Annotated in this window: 23 protein-coding genes and 2 pseudogenes; 10 read left to right on the forward strand and 15 right to left on the reverse strand. The window is 60.0% G+C overall.

What is annotated here, in order from left to right:
* Positions 1 to 136 precede the first annotated feature (136 nt).
* From DY251_RS16225 to DY251_RS16245, 5 genes and pseudogenes are all read left to right on the forward strand, one after another.
* Positions 137 to 769: pseudogene (locus tag DY251_RS16225) on the forward strand (DUF7146 domain-containing protein); the annotation flags it as partial.
* A 260-nt stretch (positions 770 to 1,029) separates the two neighbouring features.
* On the forward strand, positions 1,030 to 1,971 hold the full coding sequence (locus DY251_RS16230) for a DUF2493 domain-containing protein (protein ID WP_116624963.1): 942 nt from the start codon (positions 1,030 to 1,032) through the stop codon (positions 1,969 to 1,971).
* Positions 1,972 to 2,274: 303 nt separating this feature from the next.
* Positions 2,275 to 2,808, forward strand: a complete 534-nt coding sequence (locus DY251_RS16235) for a hypothetical protein (RefSeq protein WP_116624964.1) — start codon at positions 2,275 to 2,277, stop codon at positions 2,806 to 2,808.
* Positions 2,809 to 3,533: 725 nt separating this feature from the next.
* Complete coding sequence (locus tag DY251_RS16240) at positions 3,534 to 3,857, forward strand: DUF736 domain-containing protein (protein WP_116624965.1); 324 nt, start codon at positions 3,534 to 3,536, stop codon at positions 3,855 to 3,857.
* Between the two features lie 66 nt (positions 3,858 to 3,923).
* Positions 3,924 to 4,121 (forward strand): hypothetical protein, encoded by a 198-nt coding sequence (locus tag DY251_RS16245; protein WP_116624966.1) that lies wholly within the window; start codon positions 3,924 to 3,926, stop codon positions 4,119 to 4,121.
* Between the two features lie 81 nt (positions 4,122 to 4,202).
* Here DY251_RS16245 and DY251_RS16250 read toward each other — a convergent pair whose 3' ends face one another.
* From DY251_RS16250 to DY251_RS16280, 7 genes are all read right to left on the reverse strand, one after another.
* Positions 4,203 to 4,481 (reverse strand): WGR domain-containing protein, encoded by a 279-nt coding sequence (locus tag DY251_RS16250; RefSeq protein WP_245416007.1) that lies wholly within the window; start codon positions 4,479 to 4,481, stop codon positions 4,203 to 4,205.
* 386 nt (positions 4,482 to 4,867) lie between these two features.
* Positions 4,868 to 5,662 (reverse strand): IS21-like element helper ATPase IstB, encoded by a 795-nt coding sequence (gene istB, locus DY251_RS16255; RefSeq protein WP_116625021.1) that lies wholly within the window; start codon positions 5,660 to 5,662, stop codon positions 4,868 to 4,870.
* Entirely contained in the window at positions 5,652 to 7,184 is a 1,533-nt protein-coding gene (gene istA, locus DY251_RS16260) for an IS21 family transposase (protein WP_116624967.1), read from the reverse strand. The genes istB and istA overlap by 11 nt, the downstream gene beginning before the upstream one ends.
* A 241-nt stretch (positions 7,185 to 7,425) precedes the next feature.
* A complete protein-coding gene (locus DY251_RS16265) occupies positions 7,426 to 7,593 on the reverse strand; it encodes a DUF1127 domain-containing protein (protein ID WP_342633574.1) in 168 nt (55 codons plus the stop codon).
* A gap of 30 nt (positions 7,594 to 7,623) precedes the next feature.
* Positions 7,624 to 8,202, reverse strand: a complete 579-nt coding sequence (locus DY251_RS16270) for an OsmC family protein (protein WP_116624969.1) — start codon at positions 8,200 to 8,202, stop codon at positions 7,624 to 7,626.
* A gap of 420 nt (positions 8,203 to 8,622) precedes the next feature.
* Positions 8,623 to 8,889, reverse strand: coding sequence for an ATP-binding cassette domain-containing protein (locus DY251_RS16275; protein WP_342633575.1), 267 nt, complete (start codon positions 8,887 to 8,889; stop codon positions 8,623 to 8,625).
* Between the two features lie 59 nt (positions 8,890 to 8,948).
* The gene (locus DY251_RS16280) at positions 8,949 to 9,530 is read right to left on the reverse strand and encodes a recombinase family protein (protein WP_116625022.1); all 582 of its coding nucleotides are present in this window, start codon (positions 9,528 to 9,530) and stop codon (positions 8,949 to 8,951) included.
* A gap of 163 nt (positions 9,531 to 9,693) precedes the next feature.
* Here DY251_RS16280 and DY251_RS16285 point away from each other — a divergent pair, with 163 nt between their 5' ends.
* The 4 genes and pseudogenes from DY251_RS16285 to DY251_RS16300 all read left to right on the forward strand — a co-directional run.
* A complete protein-coding gene (locus DY251_RS16285) occupies positions 9,694 to 12,660 on the forward strand; it encodes a Tn3 family transposase (protein WP_116624970.1) in 2,967 nt (988 codons plus the stop codon).
* 7 nt (positions 12,661 to 12,667) lie between these two features.
* A complete protein-coding gene (locus DY251_RS16290) occupies positions 12,668 to 12,970 on the forward strand; it encodes a hypothetical protein (protein WP_116624971.1) in 303 nt (100 codons plus the stop codon).
* A gap of 65 nt (positions 12,971 to 13,035) precedes the next feature.
* Positions 13,036 to 13,419 (forward strand): hypothetical protein, encoded by a 384-nt coding sequence (locus tag DY251_RS16295; RefSeq protein ID WP_147307448.1) that lies wholly within the window; start codon positions 13,036 to 13,038, stop codon positions 13,417 to 13,419.
* Positions 13,420 to 13,437: 18 nt separating this feature from the next.
* Positions 13,438 to 13,829, forward strand: a pseudogene (locus DY251_RS16300) (ATP-binding protein); the annotation flags it as partial.
* Positions 13,830 to 14,759: 930 nt separating this feature from the next.
* Here the strand turns inward: DY251_RS16300 and DY251_RS21495 are convergent.
* The 8 genes from DY251_RS21495 to DY251_RS16345 all read right to left on the reverse strand — a co-directional run bounded on the left by DY251_RS21495 (position 14,760) and on the right by DY251_RS16345 (position 22,512).
* Positions 14,760 to 15,149 carry a hypothetical protein gene (locus DY251_RS21495; RefSeq protein WP_158553268.1) on the reverse strand — a complete coding sequence of 130 codons (390 nt, stop codon included), beginning with the start codon at positions 15,147 to 15,149 and terminating at the stop codon, positions 14,760 to 14,762.
* A gap of 456 nt (positions 15,150 to 15,605) precedes the next feature.
* Complete coding sequence (locus DY251_RS16315) at positions 15,606 to 16,181, reverse strand: PIN domain-containing protein (protein WP_116624974.1); 576 nt, start codon at positions 16,179 to 16,181, stop codon at positions 15,606 to 15,608.
* On the reverse strand, positions 16,171 to 16,617 hold the full coding sequence (locus tag DY251_RS16320) for a DNA-binding protein (protein WP_116624975.1): 447 nt from the start codon (positions 16,615 to 16,617) through the stop codon (positions 16,171 to 16,173). Before DY251_RS16320 ends, DY251_RS16315 begins: the two co-directional genes overlap by 11 nt.
* A 396-nt stretch (positions 16,618 to 17,013) precedes the next feature.
* Positions 17,014 to 18,282 carry an NAD(P)/FAD-dependent oxidoreductase gene (locus tag DY251_RS16325; protein WP_116624976.1) on the reverse strand — a complete coding sequence of 423 codons (1,269 nt, stop codon included), beginning with the start codon at positions 18,280 to 18,282 and terminating at the stop codon, positions 17,014 to 17,016.
* A 9-nt stretch (positions 18,283 to 18,291) separates the two neighbouring features.
* Positions 18,292 to 19,056 (reverse strand): amino acid ABC transporter ATP-binding protein, encoded by a 765-nt coding sequence (locus tag DY251_RS16330; RefSeq protein WP_116625023.1) that lies wholly within the window; start codon positions 19,054 to 19,056, stop codon positions 18,292 to 18,294.
* A 14-nt stretch (positions 19,057 to 19,070) separates the two neighbouring features.
* On the reverse strand, positions 19,071 to 19,982 hold the full coding sequence (locus tag DY251_RS16335) for an amino acid ABC transporter permease (protein WP_116624977.1): 912 nt from the start codon (positions 19,980 to 19,982) through the stop codon (positions 19,071 to 19,073).
* A 60-nt stretch (positions 19,983 to 20,042) separates the two neighbouring features.
* Positions 20,043 to 20,930, reverse strand: a complete 888-nt coding sequence (locus DY251_RS16340; protein ID WP_245416002.1) for an ABC transporter substrate-binding protein — start codon at positions 20,928 to 20,930, stop codon at positions 20,043 to 20,045.
* 91 nt (positions 20,931 to 21,021) lie between these two features.
* Positions 21,022 to 22,512, reverse strand: a complete 1,491-nt coding sequence (locus DY251_RS16345; RefSeq protein ID WP_116624979.1) for an aldehyde dehydrogenase — start codon at positions 22,510 to 22,512, stop codon at positions 21,022 to 21,024.
* A 281-nt stretch (positions 22,513 to 22,793) separates the two neighbouring features.
* Here DY251_RS16345 and hutC point away from each other — a divergent pair, with 281 nt between their 5' ends.
* Positions 22,794 to 23,558, forward strand: a complete 765-nt coding sequence (gene hutC, locus DY251_RS16350; protein ID WP_116624980.1) for a histidine utilization transcriptional repressor HutC — start codon at positions 22,794 to 22,796, stop codon at positions 23,556 to 23,558.
* The last annotated feature ends 19 nt before the right edge of the window (positions 23,559 to 23,577 follow it).

The raw sequence follows: 23,577 nt of genomic DNA on the forward strand, positions 1-23,577 counted from the left end.
CTTGGCACACAGCTTCAAGGGAGAATTGGCCGCCATCAGGCTGTCTCTTTCAACCTTCCAGCAGCTTCATCTACAGATCAATCACGCGTGTTCGCGCTTCGTTCGATATTAGCGTGTCTGGGGGAACAGTTCTTGTTCTGACCCCTATCTTGCTGGGCGCGGCATCCTCCTTGCCGCGCGCGAGCGCGCCCTGCGCTTCCACCCCGGCTGCTACTACCGCGATCTCGTCACCGGCGAGACGTTGACCTTGCCCGCCCTGATCGCAGCCGTCACTTCGCTCGACGGACGTATCACCGGCCTGCAGCGCACGTGGCTGGACCCGGCCGGCAACGGCAAGGCGCAGCTTGCTGATCCGCGCCGCTCGCTCGGCAATCTTCTCGGCAACGCCATCTGGCTCGGCCGCGAACCTGGCGCACCCGTTCCGGCCATGGCCGCCGGCGAGGGTTTCGAGACTATGGCGTCGCTGCGCACGGTGTCGGCAGGACTGCCGGTCGCCGCCGCCACCTCGGCCAATCACCTCTCCGGCCTGACCTTCCCGCCTGGCTGCCGTCGCCTGTACATTGCCGCCGATGCGGACGCCGCCGGCCGGCACGGCATCCGACGCCTCAGCCAGCGTGCAGGCGAGGCTGGCATTCTCGCCATGGTGCTTCGCCCGCAGCTCGGCGACTTCAACGACGATCTGCGCTACCTCGGCCCGGCGTCACTCGCGGCGTGCCTGCGCGATCAGCTCCTCCCGGACGATGCCGGTCTCTTGCCTCCGTCCGGATGAACGGCCCAAGGGTCGGCGAGTGGCCGGCAGGTGGGCAGGGGCGGCGTCACAGAAAATCTCGCAGCCATGGCGGCGGTCCCTCGGAAAGGCCGCGCCCGCGGCCTGCCTGAGAGGCGATCCCTGCCACCCCCCGGGCGCGGCCGCAACGGCTGCGCCGTCCTCCGCTTCGCTCCGGCCTTCGGTGCGGCCGCGCCCGGGGCGCGGCCGGGCGTCGCTGTCAGGCCGCTATTGCGCCCGGCCACAACCGACGGAGACACACCATGACCTACGAACTTCCTTTCGACGACGCCTACGAGCCCTACCACGCCTCGTCGCCGACCGACCGCGTCATCCTCGAGCTGCAGATTTACGGCCATCGTCCGCATCAGGACGAGCCCGATCCTCGGCCGCTGCCCGACGACGAGGTGATCCGGGCCGGCCTCGCCGGGATCGTCGAGACCTTCGCCGGGATGCTCGGCGACACCAGGCTAGAACCCGACCTCGACGACCTGCTCTGGTCCTTCACCAACGTCTTCCATCGTGCCGCCGAGCGCGTCGCCCGCAGCCTTGACCGCAACGAGGAAGCGCAGCGCTCGAGCCAGAACGAACAGGACGGTTCCGAGGTGAAGTCAGTCGAGCTGGAACGGCTCACCGCCGAAGGCATCACCTATGTTGAACGCCGCAACGTGCTCGAAATCATGCGCGACGAGGCCGCCGACCTCTACGAGGCTCAGACCGGATCGGCGTGGCGGCCGCGCACCGGCTCCAAGGTCTCCCACCAGGCGATGACGGCAGCGGTGATCGACAGCCGCGATTTCCTAGCCGCTCGCCGCCGTGCCGAGACCGAGGTGCTGGTTCCCGCCGGCACCAAGATCGCCTTCGCCGGCGGCCTCGACTGCAACGATCACGACCGGATCTGGGACGCGCTCGACAAGGCCCGCGAAAAGCACGCCGACATGGTCCTGCTGCACGGCGGCAGCCCGCGCGGCGCCGAGTGCATCGCAGCCTGCTGGGCCGAGAACCGCAAGGTCACGCAGATCGCCTTCAAGCCCGACTGGAACCGGCACGCGAAAGCGGCTCCGTTCCGCCGCAACGACCAGCTGCTCTCGGTTATGCCCTACGGACTAATCGTCTTCCCCGGCTCCGGCATCACCGAGAACCTGGCCGACAAGGCTCGCCGGCTCGGCATTTCCGTCTGGCGGTTCACGGAGGGTGGCGCGTGAGCGCCGCCTTCATTTTCCGCGTCGAAGAACCCGGCCGTTTGCGGCCGGATTCTTCGTGCGTGCACATCCGTTCCCGTCAGCAAGTCCGGGGACGTCGTGGAAACAGCGCAGATGGAGCGTTGCCAATGTCGTCCGTCACGGGTTCGGGCGCGCCGGCCTACGGCCGGCCGGGGTCTACTCGCGGCGTGCCGCCGCTCCCCGAGCCGGCTCCGCCGTCTCGGCCTACGGTGACGATCCCTCGCGCACGAGAGCGAGAGGAGAGCCGGGGGCGAGGCGGTTGATCTGAGAGAAAGGAAAGCGACCATGGCGATGATATTCCTCGGCGGTTCACGCGACATCTTCGAACTGCCTGTCCCCGCAATCGAACGGGTCGGCACGATCGTCGCGGCCGAACATGGCGTGCTGATCGGCGATGCACCGGGCGCGGATTCCGAGATGCAGGGACTGCTGGCAGGCTACAACTACGAGCATGTCGGCGTCTTCCATGCTCGCGCGGAACCCCGCAACAATCTCGGTGACTGGGCCGCCTACCACGTTCCGCCGCCGGCCGGCGCGAAGGGTTTTGCTGTCCACGCCGAAAAAGACCGCGAGATGGCTAACCGCGCCGATTTCGGCCTGATGGTGTGGGACGGCATTTCGCCAGGTACCTGCCTCAACGTGCTGCGCCTGGCCATCATCGGCAGTCCCTGCGTCGTATACGACACGATGCGCGGCACGGTAGGAACCGTCCATACCGTCGCGGACTGGCGCGCCATGATGCGGCATGCCGGCCCCGACACGCAGCGCGACGTCGAAGCCCGCATGACGGCGGACGAGCGCCTTGCCCTCGAAATCTGATCCCAAGCCAGGTCGACCGGCTACCGATCGGGCGGCCTCGGATCCGGCCGCCTATGCCGCCGCGGCGATCGTCTGCGAGCTTCGAAGCCGATCCCTGACGAGGCCAACCCGCGCGGTCCGCAGGCATTCCCCTAGAAATCCCAACTGTCCGTCGCGCCAAGGCCAGGGCGGTTGCGGATCAGGCAGCGCAGTCTCGGCTGCACGCTTGGCGGGCGAATCCTTCGCCCCATGTTGGAATCGAGCATCACCAGCCGGCTCCGACCCGCAAAGCCTGACGCGTGACGGAATACGGGGCAGGGGACACCTCACGCGCGGCGGTCGTTGGGTGTGGCAAGGTGACGGAGAGGCGGATCCGCAGCCGAGGCAAACCCGTGCCTGCGAGCGGCGTGCGTGGGCGTGAAGGATCTGCGATGGCGGCCGGAGGCATCGCCTTCGTTCACATCCGGACCATTCCCGTGGTTATGTCGCCTTTGTAGTGGACCGCCTGCTTTTGCGGTCAACCCCCGTTGGGGGTACGCTCGGCAAAAATTCAGGAAAATTCGATTTCGGTTCTTTTTTGCGGGCCAGGGCACTTTCCTTCCCGCAAGCGGGGCCCTTTGAAAGTGCGGCCCGCTGTCTGCGGCAAATAGAATTTTCCAGAATTTGTTGCCTAGTGACCGCAGCAGGACGGCCCCCTCCTTTGGCGCCATTGGGAATGGTCCCGATGCAACCGAAGGAGAACTACCATGGCCACCACGATCGCAAACCTCACCGCCAAGGCCGACGGCTCGATGGAAGGCGTGTTCGCCACGCTGCGGGTCAACGCCCCGATCACGCTGATCCCGAACGCCAACAAGACCCGCGAGGATGCCCCCGACTACCGCATCGTCAACAAGCGCACAGGCTTCGAGATCGGAGCCGGCTGGAACCGCATCTCCCAGCGTTCGGGCGAGGAATACACCTCGGTCAAGCTGGAAGCTCCCGAGATCGGCGTGATCTTCGGCAACCTCGCTCCCGCCCCCGGCGGCGACGAGAACAAGAAGGTGATCCTGTGGAACAACCCGCAGTGAACCGCAGCGAGCCGGCCCCGCAAGGGGCCGGCTCTCTTTTTTGCACCACCCGATCAGGAGGCTTCGATGAGCCGCTACACCGTCACCAGCAGCGATAGCCGCTTCGATCCGGATGCCGTCATCGGCTACGATCCACCGCTGCGCACCTTCTTCCTGCAGGCATTCCCTGACGAAAGCGGCGACGATCTCGCCCTCTGGCTCGGCACCAACGACCGCGAATACGAAACGCTCGCCGCACTGCTGCGACATCTCCAGTCGAAGTAACCCGCAGAGAAGAGGCCCGCGCCGGACGATCATCCGGCGCGGGCCTCTTTATTTTGCCCGCCTGACTACCACTCTCGACCGTCAGCTTTCCCCGACCGCATCCTGATAGCCGCGTTGGCGCTTGAGACGCAAAAGGACCTTGCGCGCCGCGATGGCCTCCTCGCCCTTTTCATAGAGGTCGATCCGCATCCGACCCGGCCGGCCAATCCGTCCCCACTCGCGCACCACACAGATGTCGCCGAACAGGCTGGGTGCTGACGACAGCCGATAGAACCTGGCCATGTTCCGGGCGGGATCGATACGATGGAGGTGGATCACATCTTCGTTCTGCATGACGGGAATGTCGCGCGCGCAATGCATGCCGTCCAACGAGTTCCGTGAATCGGTCCGACCGGATCGATTCAGGCTGTTTATGCATCGGCTGAATGAACGGTGTTTGGGCGAGCCGGCCTGCGGCCGACCGCGCTCTATTCGCGGTGCGCCGCCGCTCACGGAGCCTGCTGAAGCAGTCTCCGCCAAAGGTAACGATCGCCTCTCGCGGGACCTCAGGGACCGGGTCGACCGGCCCCTGACGTCACGAGGGGCAACCCCTCGCGCACCCCGCCGGCTGGTCGCCGGATATGGGCGCATCCCCTGGCGGGGATGCGAGCCTCTATCTCTCTGACGTCCCAGTCTGTTGATTTCCACCCAGAAGTGAGCCGGGATTTTCACCGAGAACTGAGCCGGTTTTGATTATCGTTTTGGCTTCATGCCTGGGTCAAGTCACGGTTGGTCTCCTTGTTCTTTCGTGCCGCTGCTGCTGAGCTCGCTTTAAATCGGAAGCTGTCATTTCCCGTTTCGAGGATATGGCATCGGTGAGTGAGACGATCGAGAAGAGCTGTCGTCATCTTGGCGTCCCCGAAGACGCTGGCCCACTCGCTAAAGCTCAGATTGGTTGTGATGGCGACGCTGGTGCGTTCGTATAGCTTACTGAGCAGATGGAAGAGCAGCGCTCCGCCGGACGCGCTGAATGGCAGGTATCCCAGTTCGTCCAGGATAACGAGGTCGAGCCGTGTGAGGCTTTCGGCGATCTGTCCGGATTTGCCTTTTGCCTTTTCCAACTCGAGCGCATTGACGAGTTCGATGGTGGAGAGGAAGCGGACCTTGCGTCGATGATGCTCTATGGCCTGGACGCCAAGAGCGGTAACGGCATGCGTCTTACCGGTCCCTGGCCCGCCAATCAGCACGACGTTGTGAGCCTCGTTGAGGAACTCACAACGATGGAGTTGTCGCAATGTGGCTTCGTTGATCTCGCTGGCAGCGAAATCGAATCCAGATAAGTCCTTGTATGCCGGGAAGCGCGCCGCCTTCATGTGGTAAGCGATGGAGCGAACCTCGCGTTCTGCCAATTCGGCCTTCAGCAATTGGGAGAGGATCGGCACTGCGGCGTCGAAAGCCGGCGCCCCTTGTTCGACGAGATCGGTGACTGCCTGCGCCATGCCGTGCATCTTCAGGCTGCGCAGCATGATGACGATTGCGCCGCTGGCGGGATCATGACGCATGGCGGCCTCCCGCAAGATGATTGCGCAGGCCATCATAACGCTCGACATTGGCCTTGGGCTCACGCCGCAATGTCAGTGCCTGCGGCGTATCGAGTTCCGGACCGCCTGTCGTCTTGCCGTCGACCAGTCGGTGCAACAGGTTCAGCACATGGGTCTTGGTTGCTACTCCCTCGACAAGAGCAAGCTCCACAGCCGTGAGTACAGCCTGCTCATCGTGCTGCAGCACCAATGCGAGGATATCGACCATCTCGCGATCACCACCGGGGCGACGAAGCAACTGATCCTGTAGCTGCCTGAAGGCTGGCGGCAGTTCCGAGAACGGCGCACCATTACGTAGCGCTCCGGGCTTACGTTGGATGACAGCCAGATAATGACGCCAATCATAGATCGTGCGCGGTGGATGCTTATGTGTCCGCTCGATGAAGCGTGTGTGCTCACACACGATCTGTCCCTCGGCGACGACGACAAGCCGCTCAGGATAAATCCGCAAGCTGATGCGGCGATTGGCGAAGGACGCCGGAACGCTGTAGCGATGCCGCTCGAAGTTGATCAGGCAGGTGGGTGAGACACGCTTGCTCTGCTCGACAAAACCATCGAACGCGACCGGCAAGGGCATGAGCGCCGCCTGCTCGGCGGCCCAGACGTCAGCGATCATGCCGGCAAGAGTGCCGTGCGGGATCTCGCTCCACAGTTCCAGGCAGCGCAGTTCCAGCCATATGTTGAGCGTGGCAAGATCAGGAAAGTCCGGCATCGGCTGCCACAGACGCGGCCGGGCGTCCTGGACATTCTTCTCAACCTGTCCCTTCTCCCATCCCGCCGCTGGATTGCAGAACTCAGCTTCGTAGACGTAGTGGTTCGTCATGGCGAGGAAACGCATGTTGACCTGTCGCTCCTTACCACGGCCCACGCGATCGACCGCCGTCTTCATGTTGTCGTAAATGCCGCGGGCCGGAACGCCTCCGAGAACTCGGAACCCGTGCCAATGGGCGTCGAACAACATCTCATGGGTCTGAAGAAGATAGGCGCGGACCAGAAACGCCCGGCTGTGCGATAGCTTGATGTGGGCAACCTGCAACTTTGTGCGTTCGCCGCCAAGGATGGCATAATCCTCGCTCCAGTCGAACTGGAAAGCCTCGCCAGGGCGAAACGCCAGTGGGACGAATGTACCCCGTCCGGTGGTCTGTTGTTCGAATTGCCGCTGCGCACGCCAGACTCGAGCGAAGGCCGCAACCCTGCCGTAAGACCCGGTGAAGCCAAGCGCCACCAGATCCGTATGCAACTGCTTCAGGTTGCGTCGTTGTTTACGTGGCTTTCCGGCCTCCGTCTTCAGCCAGGCTGAAAGCTTCCCGGCAAAAGGATCAAGTTTGCTTGGTCGCACAGGCGTTGCGAACTTCGGCTCTATCGTCCCGGAAGCCAGATGCTTCGTCACCGTGTTGCGCGACAGGCCAGTGCGGCGCGAGATCTCGCGTATCGATAACTCGTCGCGCAAGGCCATCCGCCGAATGACGTTTAATAGTCCCATGTGGATCACTCCATTGTCCCCGTTCTGCATGTCGCTTCGGGGAGTGGTCACATGGCTCAGTTCTCAATGAAAATTATGCGCCTATCCGGCTCACTTCTGAGTGGAAATCAACAAGCCAGAACCACATCCTGTTGAAGGACGAGCCAGCCTTCGCCGAGTTCATCAATCATTTGAACGCTTTTATTGCTTCGACCTCCGATGAGCTTGCGGCGGAAATTCGTCTTCGCCCGTCCCAGGTTCATCAGGTCCGGCGGTAGTTGCGCTCGCGAACTGCGAATGAGATTTCGCTCCGCGATATCCCGATATCCTTAAGCATATGATCGGGCAGTTGACGCAGGTCGTTTTCGGCCCTGCGAAGCCTGATGGACCGCGCAACACGGCTTATGGTGTGGAACATTTTAGTCTCCATTGGTTTGGTTTTGGATTGGTTGATTTGTATTCAGTGCTGCGCTCGCACGTTCACTGAGATCGGAACGCCGGCTGTCAGAATGTCGAATACAGCTGAGCGGGCGCGAGAATTAGCAACGAGGGCTTCGAGCATTTCGCCGGTTGCCTCGCCGGAGATGTCGAACGTTACCGTAATGTCGCTAAAGCCATTGCGAATCGCACAGGGTGCTCCGAATATCCCGCGCAGGTCGATATCGCCTGATACGGAACACTTCACTTTCGTGAGCCTGATGCCTCGGGCGGCTGCATCGTTTGCAATGCCCGCCATGAGGCAGCCCGCCAAGCCGTGCAATATCCATTCAACCGGTGTGGGAGCACTGCCCTTCCCGCACAGGACTGCGGGATGGTCAGTATCGGCGAAATAGAATCTCTCATGCTTGAGTTCCCTGCCCGCACCGGCAAATCCAACAAACGCACTTCTGCTGTGAGTGCCGTGAACCCACTCGTTGCAGGTTCTGAACTGAAACTGGGCTAGTTCCGGTTGATCCGCGACCAAGCGAATCGTGGCAAGGAGGCCGGGTATGTCCACGCCGTTGAGTGGCTCGGGTGGTAGCCTGCGCTGGTTTTGCATGTCGTTTCCTTAGAGACGTTCCCGACCGAGATTGGCCTGGCGTGATCTCTTTGGACTGATAGCGTTTGAACGAGCGTTGGTTTTTTCGTTGGAATTTGTGGCTTAGTAGGAAATCAACGCTATAAATCACTCAAAAAACAACAAATAACGCCAGATAATCTGGTTTGGAGTCGCCTGCTGGTTGAAAGCATTCTGCTGATGGCGACCAATTTCACCTTGAGTCTGTTTGTGCCAAGGGAGAACGCCAGTAGAGAAAATAAAGCTTATCAGCTCGAATAAGCGGCAATACTTTTTTTGGGTATAGCGACGGACGAGGATCCCGATCCGTCACTTTGCGCTGGGTCCGGCAGATCGTTTGGAATGCGAACTCCACCGCCGTCCGCAGAACAAGCTGGGCTTCGCGTGCAACTTTGTCGCTATCTATCCGGCCGCGTCCCCAAGGTAGGCGCTGATAACTGCATCATTGCCGGCAAGTTCAGCGCCTGGACCTTCCAAAACTATTCGTCCGCCTTCTAGTACGTAGCCATAGTCCGCGAACTTAAGCGCAACCTTGCTGTTCTGCTCCACCAACAGAATCGTAACGCCCTCGCGGTTCAGCCGCTGCACGATGTTCATAACCTCGCGGATCATCTGCGGCGCTAGGCCCATCGATGGTTCGTCGAGTAGCAAAACCTTCGGGTCGGCCATCAAGGCATCACGACACGAAAGTGGTGAATCTGTCCGACTTTTGAGAACGTATCAAGAACTTAGCTTAGCTTAACCGTGGGCGTCATCGAGTTTTCGGCTTTGAGAGCTTCGTAGAGGGCGGTTTTTCCGATTTTCACACGCGCGGCGGCTTCGCGAACATTGAGGCCGGCAGCAAGATGCTGACGAGCCTTGGCGAGCTTTTCCGGCGTGACGACAGCTTGCCGGCCGCCGCGTCGCCCCCGCTCCTCTGCCGCTTGCAGGCCTGCTCGGGTTCTTTCCCGGATCAAATCACGCTCGAACTGCGCCAGCGCCCCGAATACGTGAAAGACCAAACGGCCGCCGGATGTGGTGGTGTCGATATTCTCGGTGATGGACCGAAAGCCGACACCCTTGGCCTCCAGTTCGGTGATGATTTCGATAAGATGCTTCATCGATCGGCCGAGACGGTCGAGCTTCCAAACCGTGAGCGTGTCACCTTCCCGGACATAGCGAATGGCTTCCGCCAGGCCGGGCCGATCGGCACTGACGCCCGAAGCCCTGTCTTCGAACAGCTTCTCGCAGCCGACCTTGCGTAAGGCGTCAAGTTGCAGGGAGGTATCCTGGTCGCTGGTGGAAACCCTTGCATAGCCTATTGCGGTCATGAGTTGCGGCTTGTCCGTTTTGGCGTCGAATTCGGACAATGTCCGATTTGCCGTTATATGGCAAGGTTTGCGGACAAAAACTGTGGACGCCGCCAAACCTCCGTTTGCCGGACACGCATTTTCCATTTCACTGCAACCTCGGTGGCGAGATGGATGGTGGTGAATGGCGCGAAGAGCAATGCTGAGCGAAACATGGTGGAGCCAGGCGACGGCAATCCCGGATGACGAAAGGGAGATCGCCAAGCACTACACGCTGGACCAATCGGATCTCGATCTGATCATGCGGCAGAACCGTGCACCGAACCGGCTGGGCCTGACCTGCGTTTTGGCGATGCTGCGATTTCCAGGCCGACCGCTAGCGGAGGGTGAGATCCTACCTCCAGGCGTCTTGCGGTTCCTGGCGCGGCAGATCGGCGTCGATCATCGCGAGATCGATCGATATTTCGAGCGCCCGCAGACACGCCGCGAGCACTTGGCCCTGCTTTTCGAGAGGATGAAGATACGCCCGTTTGTACCTTCGGACGTGCGAGCGCTGACCGGCTGGCTGACGCCTGCGGCGCAAGCGCTGCGCCGGGCCGATGCATTGGCGGATATGGTTGTGGAGGAATTGCGCCGGCGGCGAATTCTCCTGCCGGCGCGCGGGGCGCTCGAAGCCATCATCCATGTTGCAATCCGGCGTGGAATTCGCATCGCTCACCGGGCCTTGGCTGGTGGGCTTTCGGAAGACCAGAAGCGTGACCTCAACGAGCTTCTCGATCCGCGCGAGGGGATGAGCGTGACCGTCCTCGCATGGGCGAGAACACCAGCAATGTCGCCCACCGCGATTAATCTCGACAGGATAGCGGAACGCGTTCAGTTCCTCCGATCTCTGAATCTGCCAGTGGAACTGATGGAGCGCATTCCTGCCAAGATTTTTGACGAACTCGCCGCAGAAGGGACACGGATGAGCGCGCAGCACCTGCGCGACCTCAACCCCGAACGCCGGTACGCCGTGCTGGCTGCAACGGCCCTGCATCTTTCCCGCCATCTGACCGACTGCGCAATCGACGTCTTCAAGAAATTGATTGGCGCCTTGACGCGGCGAGCCGACAATCAGGCGACGGCCCGCATAACCCGTTCCGTCCGGGAGGTTCAAAAGCCGCTGAAGGACGTTTCGAAAATTTGCCACGCGATCATCGAGGCGAAGGAGAAGGGCGAGGATATCGGTAGAGCGCTCGAACGGATCATTCAATGGCCGATCTTCACTACCAGTGTTCAGGCGGTCGACACGCTGATTGCTCCGGACAGCATCGACGGGAAGATCGAAATGCTTCAGCGCTATCCGACGATCCGGAAGATGGCGCCGAAATTCCTCTCGACGTTCGTGTTTCGTGGCCACGCCGTTGCGACCAACCTCCTGCGGGCGCTATCCGCGGTCGCCGATCTGTACCGCAAAGGAAAAAGAGCGATACCAGACAGGGTGCCCATATCATTTGCGCCGAGAGGCTGGATGCCTCTCATCTTGAAGGATGGCAAGATCGATCGCAGGGCCTATGAACTCTGCCTCTTCAGCGAATTGAAACGCCGCCTCGATGCCGGTGATGTCTGGGTGGACGGAGCCAAGCGCTTCCAGTCCTTCGAGAGCTTCCTCATTCCCGCGCCGACATTCGAGTTGATGCGCGAGGAAGGCCCGCTTCCGATCGCCGTCGATACCGATGTAGAAACCTATCTGAAACAACAGCGCCAGATCTTGAACGACGGGCTGCGCGATCTTTCCCGTCTGGCGGAAGCCGGTGAGCTCGACGATGTCGAATTGACCGGAGCGGGTTTCAGCGTCACGCCGCACAAGGCCCTGTTTCCGGATATCGCAAAGGCGCTGAAACCGAAGGTGGAAGGCCGCCTGCCGGCAATCCGCATCACCGACCTTTTGCTTGAGATGGACGCCCGTACCGGATTTTCCAGCGCCTTCACGCATCTGCGGACCGGGCGGACGGCCGACAACAAGCTTGCCCTGCTTACCGCCGTTTTGGCGGACGGCATCAATCTCGGCCTCACCAGAATGGCGGATGTGTCTCCCGGCCTGACGATGCGCCAGCTCGCCTGGGCGCACGACTGGCATATCCGGGAGGAGGGTTACACCGCCGCGCATGCCATCCTTGTCAATGCCCAGAGACAATTGCCTCTCGCGAAACTGTGGGGCGACGGAACCACCTCATCCTCGGACGGGCAGTATTTTCCGGCGGGTGGGCACGCCGAGGCGATCGGCGACCTCAACGCCCGCTACGGCCCGAACCCCGGCGCAAAATTTTATCGCTTCACCTCCGACCAGTATGGCGCCTTCCACATCATCGCCATGAACGCCAACGCGAGCGAGGCCATCTATGTTCTGGACGGTTTACTCTATCATGGTAGCGATCTCGCCATCGAAACCCATTATGTCGATACCGGCGGGGTCAGCGACATGAGTTTCGCCCTCTGCCACCTTATCGGTTTCCAGCTTGTACCTCGATTGCGCGGTCTCAAGGATCGCAAGCTCTATCTCTTCCCGGGCGACACGCCTCCCGAGAACCTGGTACCGCTCGTTGGCGAGTCCATCAACGTCGAGCGGATCAAGGCAAACTGGAACGATATCCTGCGCCTCGTCACGACCATCCGTTCCGGCCAGATACGCCCCTCGACCTTGTTGGCGAAGTTGTCCGCATTCCCACGCCAAAACGGACTGGCACTGGCGTTGCGCGACATCGGACGCATCAACCGATCCATCTTCCTGCCCCAGTGGTGGCAGAACCCCGAAATGCGCAGGAACGCGACCGCCGGTCTCAACAAGAGCGAAGCCCAGAATACCTTGGCTCGCGCGCTGTTCTTCAACCGGCTCGGAGAATTACGGGACAGAACCTTCGAGAGCCAGTTCTATCGGGCATCCGGGCTGAACCTGCTGATCAACGCCATCGTCTACTGGAACACGCTCTATCTCGATCCGGCTTTCACCGAACTCAACCAGGAAGGTGTCGCCACGCCGCCCGACGTGATCAAACACATCACCCCGCTCGGATGGCAGCATATCAGCCTTACCGGCGACTACATCTGGACCCCGACTGACAGCTTCGATCTCAGGCCGCTCCGGCGCGAGACGTCCATCCTCGCCGCTTGATCACCCTATGTTCTCAAATGTCGGACAGATTCACCACTTTCGTGTCGTGACGCCAACCTGTGCCGGCATAGCGCTCGTGCTGAGCGCCGCAGTCTTGCCGACCGGCACCCTTGCGCGCGAAATTCACAAGTCCGAGTTCATCGTGACCTGCACCAGCGCTCTCGCCTGGGACATCGGCCCGTGCACGACGCTTGCGATCGGTCGCTGCAAGGGCCGGGGAGCCAAGCTGCTCGGTGCGCTCGCCAGCACCTTTCTGGCGGCGAACAAGCTCTACCAGACCACCGCCCGCTACAAGTGCCGCAGCGCTTGAGAGCGGCAACGGAAATCAACCTCGACTTGAAAATCGGCCGAAATCGGCCGTTTGGAGAAGATATCATGACGAATAACAGCATTTCGGCCCGCACGACGAATGTGCGGCTCAGCGCCCTTCTTGTTCTGGCAGCAGCGCTCGGAGGATGCGCGTCTTCGCCGGGCCTCGCGCAAAATTCTGATCGCAGTGCCTACCGGGAAGACAGCCAGACGTGCGAACGGTTCGGCGCGGATCGCGGCCGGGCATTTACGCAGTGCATGCGCGATCAGCAGCAGCGTCGCGACGACGCGGCAGTGAATCAATCGGAGCAGATTCGCAATCTTGCCGAGGCTGGCCGGAGCAATGCCGCGGCGGCGCGCGAGAACCTCGAGACGGTTAGACGGATCCGCTGCAACCGCGCGGCCGAGCGTGCTCGTGAACGTGGCGAAGAGCCGGAGCGGTGCCGGTGATCTCTGGACGGATGGGGCGTAAGCATCGCGATCGCCCGCGCGTTTGTCCGCAGTGGCGCCTGCGGCCGCTTATTCAAAGTTGTCGATCTGGTCAACCGGCTTGAGACAGAGCGGCGTGGCATGCAGGGATGCATCGCAGACTACCTGACCCGGCTCGACTTCGTCGTGCCCGACGAACTTGGCTATACCCCTTTGCCCAGGCCGGCGGACAACTCCTCTTCTACCTAGTCAGCCGGCTCTACAAGCAGACCTCGAACATCGGCACCATCGACCTCACTTCGGAAGAATGGCCGGCCGTCGTCGGCGACGCCAAGATGACCACGACGCTGCTGGACCAGCTTACCCATCACCGCGAGATCATCGAGACCGGCAGCGAGTCCTGGCGCTTCAAAGAGCGCCCTCAAAGCTGAGGCGCCTCTCATCTCTCAGAATTGGGGCGATAAACTATCGACGCATTCGCCGCCACATCATCGCTTTGCTGCGATTGTGATGCTGGCGGACGATCCTGCCTGAGCAAATGAATACTCGACCGTACCTCGCGTCCACGACGCCGAAATAACTTCTACAGTGTCATCCTTGTCGAGAGTGTCGGGCTCGCCTAGACGAGCCGACAAGGCATCAAGCCACCCGCCAGGTCTTGCTGTCGAGTATGCACATGCTTTGTGAGCATTTGGACCGACTGCAACCCAGAATGACATTGAATCGGATCGAGCTTTCCTCTCCCGCGGCCAACCTACAACGTCCACTGAACCGCCATTGTAGTTGAGAAAATTGCTTCGCCATTCCTCCGTTTCCGCTTTGGTCAGGCGCTGCCAGCCAAGTTGGTCGCCTTTCAAAGCGGCCGCCTGCACATTGGGCGCGTCGCAGATATCGAGAAAGCGGTCTGTCGTCATGTCCACCGGCATCGCTGTGGCAGATCCAATGTTCAAGAACGCAGCGCAAATGCAGCTGATAACCTTCATACGCACGCGCGTTGCGCCTTTCTTCCTCGACCTAAATTGATGACCGTCCTGGCGAAACGTCGCGAACCTCCCGGAAGCCCGCGATATTTACTGCCCTGATCTTGTTCGGTTTGCAATCAATTGACCGCGCCAATGAGTGTCTCGGAAGGGTTCGGAATCGGTGGTTCCATGTGCCGTTCAAAATTAACTGTCGCCGTCCGGAATTAAGCCGATCTTTGAAGGTCGTGTCCGCGTTCGTACAATAGCTTCAGAGCATCGCTGCCGCACGACATGATACGGAGCATGGTCTCGATGCGGGGAAGACGAATGTTGCCAATGCCGTTGGTAGCTGCAGCACAGTTCTGGAGGAGGTAGCAAAGAGCGCGAAGCGAGGTGTTCTCACCATAGAGAACAATCGCTTCGTAGGCGATCTTCCGCAATCTTGGCCTTGGTGACAGGGTCGAAAAGTACCAGTCCGTCCCACCGCCGACTGATCACCACGCGCTTCTTGCCTCTATCCGCTCGGCGGCGCCGACCTCGGCTTGCGATCGGCCGCGACGGATGAACCAGCGTTCCAGTGGCCTCCAACCTCAGCTGCAGCTCGGCTGGAAGGGAAGCCAAACTAACGAGATATTGCTTGCCCGCGTTGCCACCTTTGCCTTGCGCAACGCGGATCTCCAGGCGGTACCCTCGCCAGCTTCCACGCTGGCAGGCCTTCCAAATTGCCTGCCGGGAGACTCCCGCCAACTGAGCGATCAAGGTCAGAGGCACGAACTCTTCGATGGTCATCGTGCTTGGCCCCTATAGGGAGAACGTGACCATCGAATAGCAGACTGGATTATACTTGGTGTGACAGCCTCATCGCGCATCGTGACGAGGCTGGGAATAAGAGTTGCGACCCCTGCCCCGGTTTACCAATCGTATCCGTCCAAGGTTGACCAATCTGGTACCGTCCATGAGCAGGTTGACCAACAGTCGAGCCAACATTCCATTCAAATTCAATCCCCTAACGCCGGTCCAAAATTAACTGTCAACGAGGCCATTGGTAAACCCGGTTTGGAATCGGAATCCCCTGCGCTCAGCCAAAAAACTGTTCTGTTTTCAGACGCATAAGCGATCCACCAGCCTCCCATAATTCCGGGCGCGTAAACCCCGCCAGATGCCAGATATTTCCGGACATCACATCCACTTTGCAATCTTATGCGACTTTTTGAGCACGGAGCGTGAACATGGCCTCAGGAGCGGCTATAGCGCTGCAGTGTGCGAACGCAGCCGCCGCGCCAGTTTTGTGAACCCTTGTTTGAGGAGAAGTTCGAGGAAATCCTGCGCCGAGGTGCCTGTCTTGCTCAGATTGCGACGAGCGTTTGACAGCGACCCAATAACGAGTTCGGGTGCCTCGTCATAAATCCCGACCAGGAACCCATCGGGTGTCTCGCGGATCAGCCGGTGTTTCCTCAGTTCCGTTGCGGGGAAGTCGCGCAGGTTCCAGGTCATGATATGGGACGCTTTTGTTTCGATCGCAGCAGCCACGACGTGCCTGTCATCAGGGTCGGGCAGACTGATGGCCTCGATATGGTGATGAAACTTCCCGACCAGTGCTTCAGGGAGAGCCTGTTCCATCAGGCGCCGTGTTGCGTGAAGGCGCTCAATCGAAAGCGTCGGCACGTTCGCGATGAGATTGCGCATCCACTCGTCGTGGATCTCTTCCGTCCAGCGTGCATCATAAAGCCCGTCGGCGGAGGCCTGGATCAGGATGTTGCGCTGATGGAAGGGGTAAAGGACGCAGGCATCACAGACCGCCGTTGGAGGATTAAACGCCATAGCGCACGTGCAGATCCTCAGCGTCCTCAGCAAGTGCCTCCATAGCACCACGCTGCGCTTCCAGACGGGCTTTCAGTGCCAGCACATCCTTGAGCAAGGCACGGCGGTGCTTGCCGACATATCGGAACGGAAGGTCACCCCGATCCATCCGCAACACGACGAGCGGCCGGGATATTCCGAGGATCGGAGAAATCTCCGTCGGGCTGAGTTCCTGGTCTTCAGCGAGGACCGCAACGCGATCGCCGCTCAGCAATCGGTCGATCAGAGTCTCGACAGCATCAACGGCAACGGCCGGAAGAGCCAGGGTCTGCTCCTTCCCGTCTTTGCGGCGCACATGAAGTTCCATCCGATCGCCTGCAGCGAGCCTTGGCATCGCGGCAACCTTCTTGAGGTCGCGATCCGAGAGACCGGCAAATTTGACGACTTGGCTGGCCATGACTGCTCTCCTTGCCGCCAATATAAGAGTTCGGCGCTCTAACTGCAATAACTGAAACGTTGGCCGGTTACTCGGGGGAGGAATCGGGTATGTCCGGCGCCCTCCCCAATGTGAGGTGGTGCCTATGTGACTTTTTGAGCACGACCGCTTAGGGCGACGTGTGTCCGAAATTTGTAGCACGATTTCGGACACTCCGTTGCGGCGGAAGGTTCCAAAATAGTGCAGGGACGCGTCATCTGACGGCAGAAAAGGGGCCGACTGCGGACCGGCTGCTTTCCGATTGAAAAGATCGATAACTGGTCGCTCCGCTACTTGTTAGTTGTTATGCTGAACTCCGCCCAATCGAGTCGATGACTTACCTTCACAGCGGTCGAATTGCGTTTCGATGATTCTCCATCAGGCTTGGAGAGAATTCTTGAAACGCGCTGGTGACAACTCTGATATATCTATGTGCGGTTGCTGTCCGGTGGCGAGATCTGCCATGATCTTTCCTGCCATCGGTCCGGGTCCGAAACCGTGACCGCTGAAGCCTGTTGCAACGAGAAGCCCCTCCAACGCGTCGACTGCGCCCATGGCTGGTACGACATCGGGCAGCGTGTCGATGATACCTGCCCAGGAGGTTTCAACCTGCGTGTCCTCGAGAGCAGGAAACAGGTGTCGAAACTCCGTAATGGCTTCTTTGGTCCGCCATGCATCAGGAGCCACATGATCGCGGGTGGGGGGAATGTCTGCCAACGGCCTGTCATATCCGCGTCCGAATATCCGCTGCAACGGCGCCCAGACATTGATGCGGGCAATATCGGGATTGGATTTTCGAACCGGCGCATAGGAACGTGCGTATCGCCAGGAGTCCCAACGTACATCATATTCGCCGCCCGCCACCGAAACCACATAGGCGCCTCTGACATCCTGCCGGATACCGGTCAGCGGCCCCGATACGCACGGCTCCAGTTTTAGTTCCGGTCTGGGCAGTGTGCGCACGACAGTTGCCCGGATCTGCTCCTGCGGCAAATCGAGCCCGATTGCTCGTAGAAGGCGTCCGCTTCCCGCGCCGGCCGCGCAAAGAACCATACGGGAACGATGAAGCCGTCCGCCTGACCAGACGCCTGTAACACGTCCCGCGCTCACGTCGATACGCGATACCGATGCTCCAAGGCTGAAGGAAACTCCAAGTTCCAGCGCTGCCTCAAAATAGGCACGGGTGGCGCGGCCGGGTTCTGCTTTTCCGTCCGAGGCGGTATACATGGCGCCTTTGATATTGGCGTTCCGCGACAGCAGCGGCAGCTTCGTAATGACCTGTTCCGTTGTCAGAAGCAGCGTGTCGAGGCCGAAGTCCATCGCCCGGACTTGCCATTCCTCGTGCCGCGCCATGTCAGCATCGCTAGTCGCAAGTGCGAGATTGCCCCCACGAAACCAGCCGACTTTCCGGCCAAGTTCCGTTTCCACGCCTTCCCAGAGCTTCATGGCAGCGATTGCAAGACTGAGCTCGCGAAAGTCACGACCCTGTTGCCTGACGAATCCGAGGTTACGCCCTGATTGCGCCGAACCGGGCGTCTCCCGTTCAAAGACCAGAACGCGCATTCCATTTTTGGCCGCGTAAAAGGCAGCCGAGCATCCCACGATGCCCGCGCCGATAATGATCAGGTCCCATTCATCGGACGTCATGATTGCGCATCACTGAACTTTAGAAAGAAACGTCCGCGTCCTTTCGAAAGCGGGATTGTCGAGCACCTCTGTCGGGGTGCTGCACTCGACGATCCTGCCCGATTCCATAAAAGCGATGCGGTGGCAGACTTCGCGCGCAAACGACATTTCGTGCGTGACAACCATCATAGTCATTCCGTCCGCCGCCAGCGAGCGCATAACATCGAGCACCTCGCCAACCAGTTCCGGGTCTAGTGCGCTGGTGGGCTCATCGAACAGGATCACTTTCGGCTTCATTGCCAGTGCACGGGCAATTGCCACGCGCTGTTGCTGGCCACCGGAAAGCATGCGCGGATAGCTCTTGAGTTTATCAGCCAGCCCGACCCGTACGAGCAGTTCTGCGCCGAGGTTTTCTGCTTCGCGCCGGGGAATGCCCAGCACGTGAACCGGCGCTTCGATGACATTCTCCAGCGCGGTCATGTGCCCAAAGAGATTGAAACTCTGAAACACCATACCGATGCGAGCACGCTGCCTTGCAATCAACTTTTCGGGCAACTCGTAGGCATGGTTTCCATTGCGGCGGTAGCCGATCAATTCTCCATCGACAGTTATGCTGCCGCGCTCGATACGTTCCAGATGGTTTACGCAGCGAAGAAGCGTGGATTTACCCGACCCGGACGGGCCAATCAGGCTGATGACTTCGCCCGCCGCCACGGTGAGGTTGATATCGCGCAACACGGCGAGATCGCCGTAATTCTTGGAGACTCGATCGAAAACGATCATCGGAGCAGACATTCCCGACCCCTGCATTAACGGAAAATGCGTCGCCGCGGGACTGCGCCAATTTCTTGGCGAGAGCGGGCAAAATGGCGTTCGATTCGGGCTTGCAACAGGCTCAATAGCGTGGTCGCCAGCAGGTACCAGAGACAAGCCACGATTAGCAGCGGAATGGTCTGGAAGTTCCGCGAATAGATCGTCTGCGCGGAATAGAGCAGGTCGGAGAGCGATATCACGCTGACCAGCGAAGATGTTTTCAGCATGCCGATCGTCTGGTTTCCAGTGGGTGGAACGATCACCGGCATCGCCTGCGGCAGAACGATACGCCACAGCGCCTTGCCCCGGGTCATGCCAAGCGACGTCGCTGCCTGCCGCTGCCCCGGATCGACCGAAAGGAGGCCGCTGCGGATGATCTCGGACATGTATGCGCCTTCGTTCAGGCCGAGCCCCAGGACAGCAGCCGTGACCGGCGAAATCAGCGTATTAGTCGGCACGCTCATACCCCAGGGAGTGAACGGAACGCCGATGAAAAGTTCGGGAAACAGGGCGCCAAGATTATACCAGAAAATGAGCTGCACCAGCACGGGGGTGCCACGGAAAAACCAGATATATGCGTTTGCCACGGTAGAGATGACGATATTGTTCGACATCGCCATGATCGCGAAGATCGTGCCCAGCACGACGCCGATAATCATTGTGACAACAGTTAGCCAGATCGTCAGATAGAGACCGGATAAAATGCGGGCATCGAACAAATATTCGCCGACCACTGCCCATCCGAAATTTGCGTTGCCTGCTATGGAAATCAGGAAGCCACCGACGATCACCGACAGCAACGCAGCAGCGATGCGAGTACCCCATGGACTTGCCGGTACATAGGTGAGCATAGGTTCCGTCGCCTCGGAAGCGACGTCTGTCGGGTCGGCGGTCGTGGTCTTGGCCATGGTCACTCGGATAATCGCACATTGAATGGCCGGCGGACATGCCGCCGGCCCGATATATTCTTACTCGGCCGGAACAGTCGCGAGATTGATGCCCGGCTCGTGATCCATCTTCATGGGCTCGACGCTCCAGTCAGCATAGATCTTGTCGTACGTGCCGTCCGCACGGACTTCCTTGAGCGCCGCAAGCAACGCCTCGCCAAGATCGCTTTCGTCCTTGCGGAAGGCGATCCCGCTTGGCTTGCGCGGCAGGATTGGCATCGGCACCACCTTGACCGGACGCGGAGCGGCCTTCTGGATCTCCTGCGCGGAGGCAGCGGAGGTCAGCACGAAATCGGTTCGGCCCGAATAGACGGAGAGCAGGGTCGCGTCCGATGTTCCGAACTCGGATACGGTCGGCTCAGGCTTGCCTGCTTCCTTGCAGGCTGCCGCCATTTCAGCCGTGATCATTCCGACCCATTCGGTTCCGCTCTGCGCTGCGCCCTTGAGGCCGCAAAGGGGAAGGTGGTCGCTGATCTCGGCACCCTTTTCCTCAAGCACATATGCCGATGAAGTGGTGTATCCATAATCTACAAAGCTCACGACCTGTTGACGCTCGAGATTGTCGGTGATGCCTTCCATGGCAATGTCCCAACGTCCCGACTGAACCCCGGGGATCATCGAGTCGAAGGCCACGGAGGTCACTTCGACTTTTACCCCCAACTTCTGTGCAATGGCGTCCCACAGATCAACCTCGAAGCCGACCATCTTGCCGGAATCGTCGATATACTGGAAGGGCGGGTATTTGGCGTCCGTCACCAGATTGATGACACCCGCATCCTTGTATTTCTTGGGCAGCAGGTCCGCCGCGCCTTCCGCATTTGCCGAGCCGCCTGCGAGCATCACGCTCGCCAGCGCCACCGCGATTCTGGCGCTGCCGGAGCCGCGCCTTTGTCTTTCAAATTTCATCATTGCAAGTCTCCCATTGGTGGTCGGCCCGCCTGTCGGCTTGCATGCGGACCCGCTTGATTCCAGCCCGGCCTTTGCCGCCGGTCATTCGCCCTCAGCCGATGACGAAGGGGTTGGCTATTTCCTCTGCCGTCGAAAGCCAGACGGCTTTGGTCTGCAAGAATTCCCGAATGCCTTCGATGCCGTTCTCGCGTCCGATTCCGCTTTTCTTGTAGCCCCCGAAGGGTGTCGTGTAGGACACGTCGCGATAGGTGTTCACCCACACGCTGCCCGCCTCAAGCCGCTCCGACATCAGGATTGCGCGGCGCATGTCGCTGGTCCATACGCCGGCCGCCAACCCGAATTCGCTATCATTCGCGATTGCGATGGCTTCTTCCGGCTCATCGAACGGGATGGCTACGAGAACCGGGCCAAAAACTTCTTCACGAGCGATGCGCATTTCATTGTTGACGCCTGCGAAGATCGTCGGCTCGATGAAAAACCCGTCCCTGCATTCCGCGATATCGGGTCGCTTGCCACCAAGGACCAGATCGGCGCCTTCCTGGCGCGCTACGTCGATGTAGCCCAGCACCTTCTCGAACTGCATCGAGTTGGCGATGGGGCCGATCCGGGTATCTGCATGTCTGGGATCGCCGATCCGGGCTGTTTTGGTAAAGATCGTCAGTTTCTCAAGGAATTCGTTATGGACCTTGCGGTGCAGGAGAAGGCGAGAGCCCGCGATGCAGGTCTGACCCACCGCGCCAAAAATGCCGCCCACGACACCGCGAACAGCGTTGTCGAGATTGGCGTCGTCAAAGACGATGTTCGGCGATTTGCCGCCAAGTTCGAGGCTGACCCGCTTTATATCTTTCGCGGCCAGCGAATAGAGGTGAGCGCCTGTCCGCGTGGAACCGGTGAACCCGACGTGGCGAGTGAGCGGGTGTGTCACCAGCGGCTCACCGACCTCCGGTCCGAAGCCGGTCACCACGTTTATCACGCCTGACGGGAAGCCCGCCTTTTCCACCAGCTCCATCAATTTGATCGCTGTGGCCGACGTGTATTCAGCCGGCTTCATTACCAGCGTGCAGCCTGCGGCCAATGCTGGCGCGGCTTTGAGGGAAAAGAGGAACAGCGGTGCGTTCCACGGCACAATCCCGACGCAGACACCGAGCGGTTCGTGACGAGAAAAACTCAATGCGTTCTTGTCGCAGGGATGGACGGCGCCTTCGATCTTGTCCGCCAGACCCGCATAGTAGTGGTACCAGCGCGGGATGTAGCGAATTTGATGCCGCATCTCGGCAAGCAGGCGGCCATTGTCGCGCACCTCGATTTCGGCGAGTGCATCCGCGTTTTCCTCGATCAGTTCCGCAAAACGCTGGATGATCCGTCCGCGCAGGCTCGGGTGCATCGTGCGCCACGGGCCTTCCGTAAACGCCTTATGCGCAGCACGCACCGCCCGGTCGGCATCTTGCGCATTGCCGCGCGGCACCAGCGCCCAGGGCTTCGCCGTGAACGGATCGACCGTCTCGATATATTCACCGGCCGCCGGAGGCACCCACTCACCGCCAACATACATGGACAGTTTCGGCAGGCTTTCGGTCGGCATGATCACTCCTCGGCAGGTCATTCTTGCGGTGGACGCAGCACTTTCGAGAGTGTTGCATCTCAAAAGCGATATCTATTAATAGGCAAACTGATATTTTTTTAGCTGTCAACAGGTAATATTATTTGCTTCAAAAAATAGCGGAATTACGCATGAAAATTACGCAAATCGCCCCGAAAATGGCAAACTCAATGCAGAAGGCCTAAGCAATCGCCGATTTTCCGAAGTTTGCGCTTGAAGTCGGGCGGATTTCTATGACAGTTTGTACAGATAGTGATATCAGTATGAGTGAGATCGTGACCACCGACCAGCCCCTTTACGAGCAAATCAAGACGGCCATTGATCGCCGCATCGAAACGGAAGAATGGCCCGCGAACTTTCAGGTACCCTCCGAAGGTGACCTGGCGGGAGAATTCGGCGCCTCGCGGCTCACTGTGCGGCGCGCGTTGCGGGAGCTTCAGGCCGATGGCGTACTCATTCGCATACAGGGACGCGGCACCTTCGTGATCGGCCCTCGTATGCAATGCGCGGTATTCAACTTGCCCGACATCACCGAGGAGATCGCCGCGTCAGGCGGGGCGCACAGTTGCCGCGTGCTTGCCCATTCCATTCTCGCCAAGGAAAACCCTGGACGCAACATGCTGCAATTGCCTGCGGACGAGGTGATTTTCCATTCCCGCTTTCTGCACCTAGAGGACGGCACACCGATCCAGCTAGAGGACCGCTACGTCAACGCGTCCGAGGCGCCCGATTACATTGCGCAGGATTTCTCCAAGATAAGTCCTCATGTCTGGCTGCTCCGCGAGACAACAGTGACCACGGTTGATAACACGATCCGTGCAATCCGCGCCGACGAGGAGACGCGCCAGCATCTGCAGATTGAAGGCAATCAGCCATGTCTTCTGCTGGACCGCTCGACGTGGCGGGACGGAATTCCGGTCACGCGCAGCCGTTTTATTTATCCGGGTGACCGCTACCGGCTACGCTCGACGCACGAAGCCCGCACCAGCCGCATTGTCACCACTTCGGGTTCCGGCGCCGGCCGCTGAACGTCGAACGCCTCGGGAG

This window comes from Mesorhizobium denitrificans, from assembly GCF_003403035.1.
Classification (GTDB): domain Bacteria; phylum Pseudomonadota; class Alphaproteobacteria; order Rhizobiales; family Rhizobiaceae; genus Mesorhizobium_G; species Mesorhizobium_G denitrificans.

Bases quoted from the DNA above. Each gene is read 5' to 3' on its own strand.
- DY251_RS16240 (WP_116624965.1), top strand. From the start codon at position 3,534: ATGGCCACCACGATCGCAAACCTCACCGCCAAGGCCGACGGCTCGATG.
- DY251_RS16340 (WP_245416002.1), bottom strand. From the start codon at position 20,930: ATGATGAAATTTGAAAGACAAAGGCGCGGCTCCGGCAGCGCCAGAATC.
- DY251_RS16335 (WP_116624977.1), bottom strand. From the start codon at position 19,982: ATGGCCAAGACCACGACCGCCGACCCGACAGACGTCGCTTCCGAGGCG.
- DY251_RS16285 (WP_116624970.1), top strand. From the start codon at position 9,694: ATGGCGCGAAGAGCAATGCTGAGCGAAACATGGTGGAGCCAGGCGACG.
- DY251_RS21495 (WP_158553268.1), bottom strand. From the start codon at position 15,149: ATGACCATCGAAGAGTTCGTGCCTCTGACCTTGATCGCTCAGTTGGCG.
- DY251_RS16315 (WP_116624974.1), bottom strand. From the start codon at position 16,181: ATGGCGTTTAATCCTCCAACGGCGGTCTGTGATGCCTGCGTCCTTTAC.
- DY251_RS16250 (WP_245416007.1), bottom strand. From the start codon at position 4,481: ATGCATTGCGCGCGCGACATTCCCGTCATGCAGAACGAAGATGTGATC.
- DY251_RS16330 (WP_116625023.1), bottom strand. From the start codon at position 19,056: ATGTCTGCTCCGATGATCGTTTTCGATCGAGTCTCCAAGAATTACGGC.
- DY251_RS16320 (WP_116624975.1), bottom strand. From the start codon at position 16,617: ATGGCCAGCCAAGTCGTCAAATTTGCCGGTCTCTCGGATCGCGACCTC.
- DY251_RS16295 (WP_147307448.1), top strand. From the start codon at position 13,036: ATGACGAATAACAGCATTTCGGCCCGCACGACGAATGTGCGGCTCAGC.
- DY251_RS16345 (WP_116624979.1), bottom strand. From the start codon at position 22,512: ATGCCGACCGAAAGCCTGCCGAAACTGTCCATGTATGTTGGCGGTGAG.
- DY251_RS16235 (WP_116624964.1), top strand. From the start codon at position 2,275: ATGGCGATGATATTCCTCGGCGGTTCACGCGACATCTTCGAACTGCCT.
- hutC (WP_116624980.1), top strand. From the start codon at position 22,794: ATGAGTGAGATCGTGACCACCGACCAGCCCCTTTACGAGCAAATCAAG.
- istA (WP_116624967.1), bottom strand. From the start codon at position 7,184: ATGGGACTATTAAACGTCATTCGGCGGATGGCCTTGCGCGACGAGTTA.
- DY251_RS16265 (WP_342633574.1), bottom strand. From the start codon at position 7,593: ATGGAGACTAAAATGTTCCACACCATAAGCCGTGTTGCGCGGTCCATC.
- DY251_RS16230 (WP_116624963.1), top strand. From the start codon at position 1,030: ATGACCTACGAACTTCCTTTCGACGACGCCTACGAGCCCTACCACGCC.
- istB (WP_116625021.1), bottom strand. From the start codon at position 5,662: ATGCGTCATGATCCCGCCAGCGGCGCAATCGTCATCATGCTGCGCAGC.
- DY251_RS16290 (WP_116624971.1), top strand. From the start codon at position 12,668: ATGTTCTCAAATGTCGGACAGATTCACCACTTTCGTGTCGTGACGCCA.
- DY251_RS16325 (WP_116624976.1), bottom strand. From the start codon at position 18,282: ATGACGTCCGATGAATGGGACCTGATCATTATCGGCGCGGGCATCGTG.
- DY251_RS16245 (WP_116624966.1), top strand. From the start codon at position 3,924: ATGAGCCGCTACACCGTCACCAGCAGCGATAGCCGCTTCGATCCGGAT.
- DY251_RS16275 (WP_342633575.1), bottom strand. From the start codon at position 8,889: ATGGCCGACCCGAAGGTTTTGCTACTCGACGAACCATCGATGGGCCTA.
- DY251_RS16280 (WP_116625022.1), bottom strand. From the start codon at position 9,530: ATGACCGCAATAGGCTATGCAAGGGTTTCCACCAGCGACCAGGATACC.
- DY251_RS16270 (WP_116624969.1), bottom strand. From the start codon at position 8,202: ATGCAAAACCAGCGCAGGCTACCACCCGAGCCACTCAACGGCGTGGAC.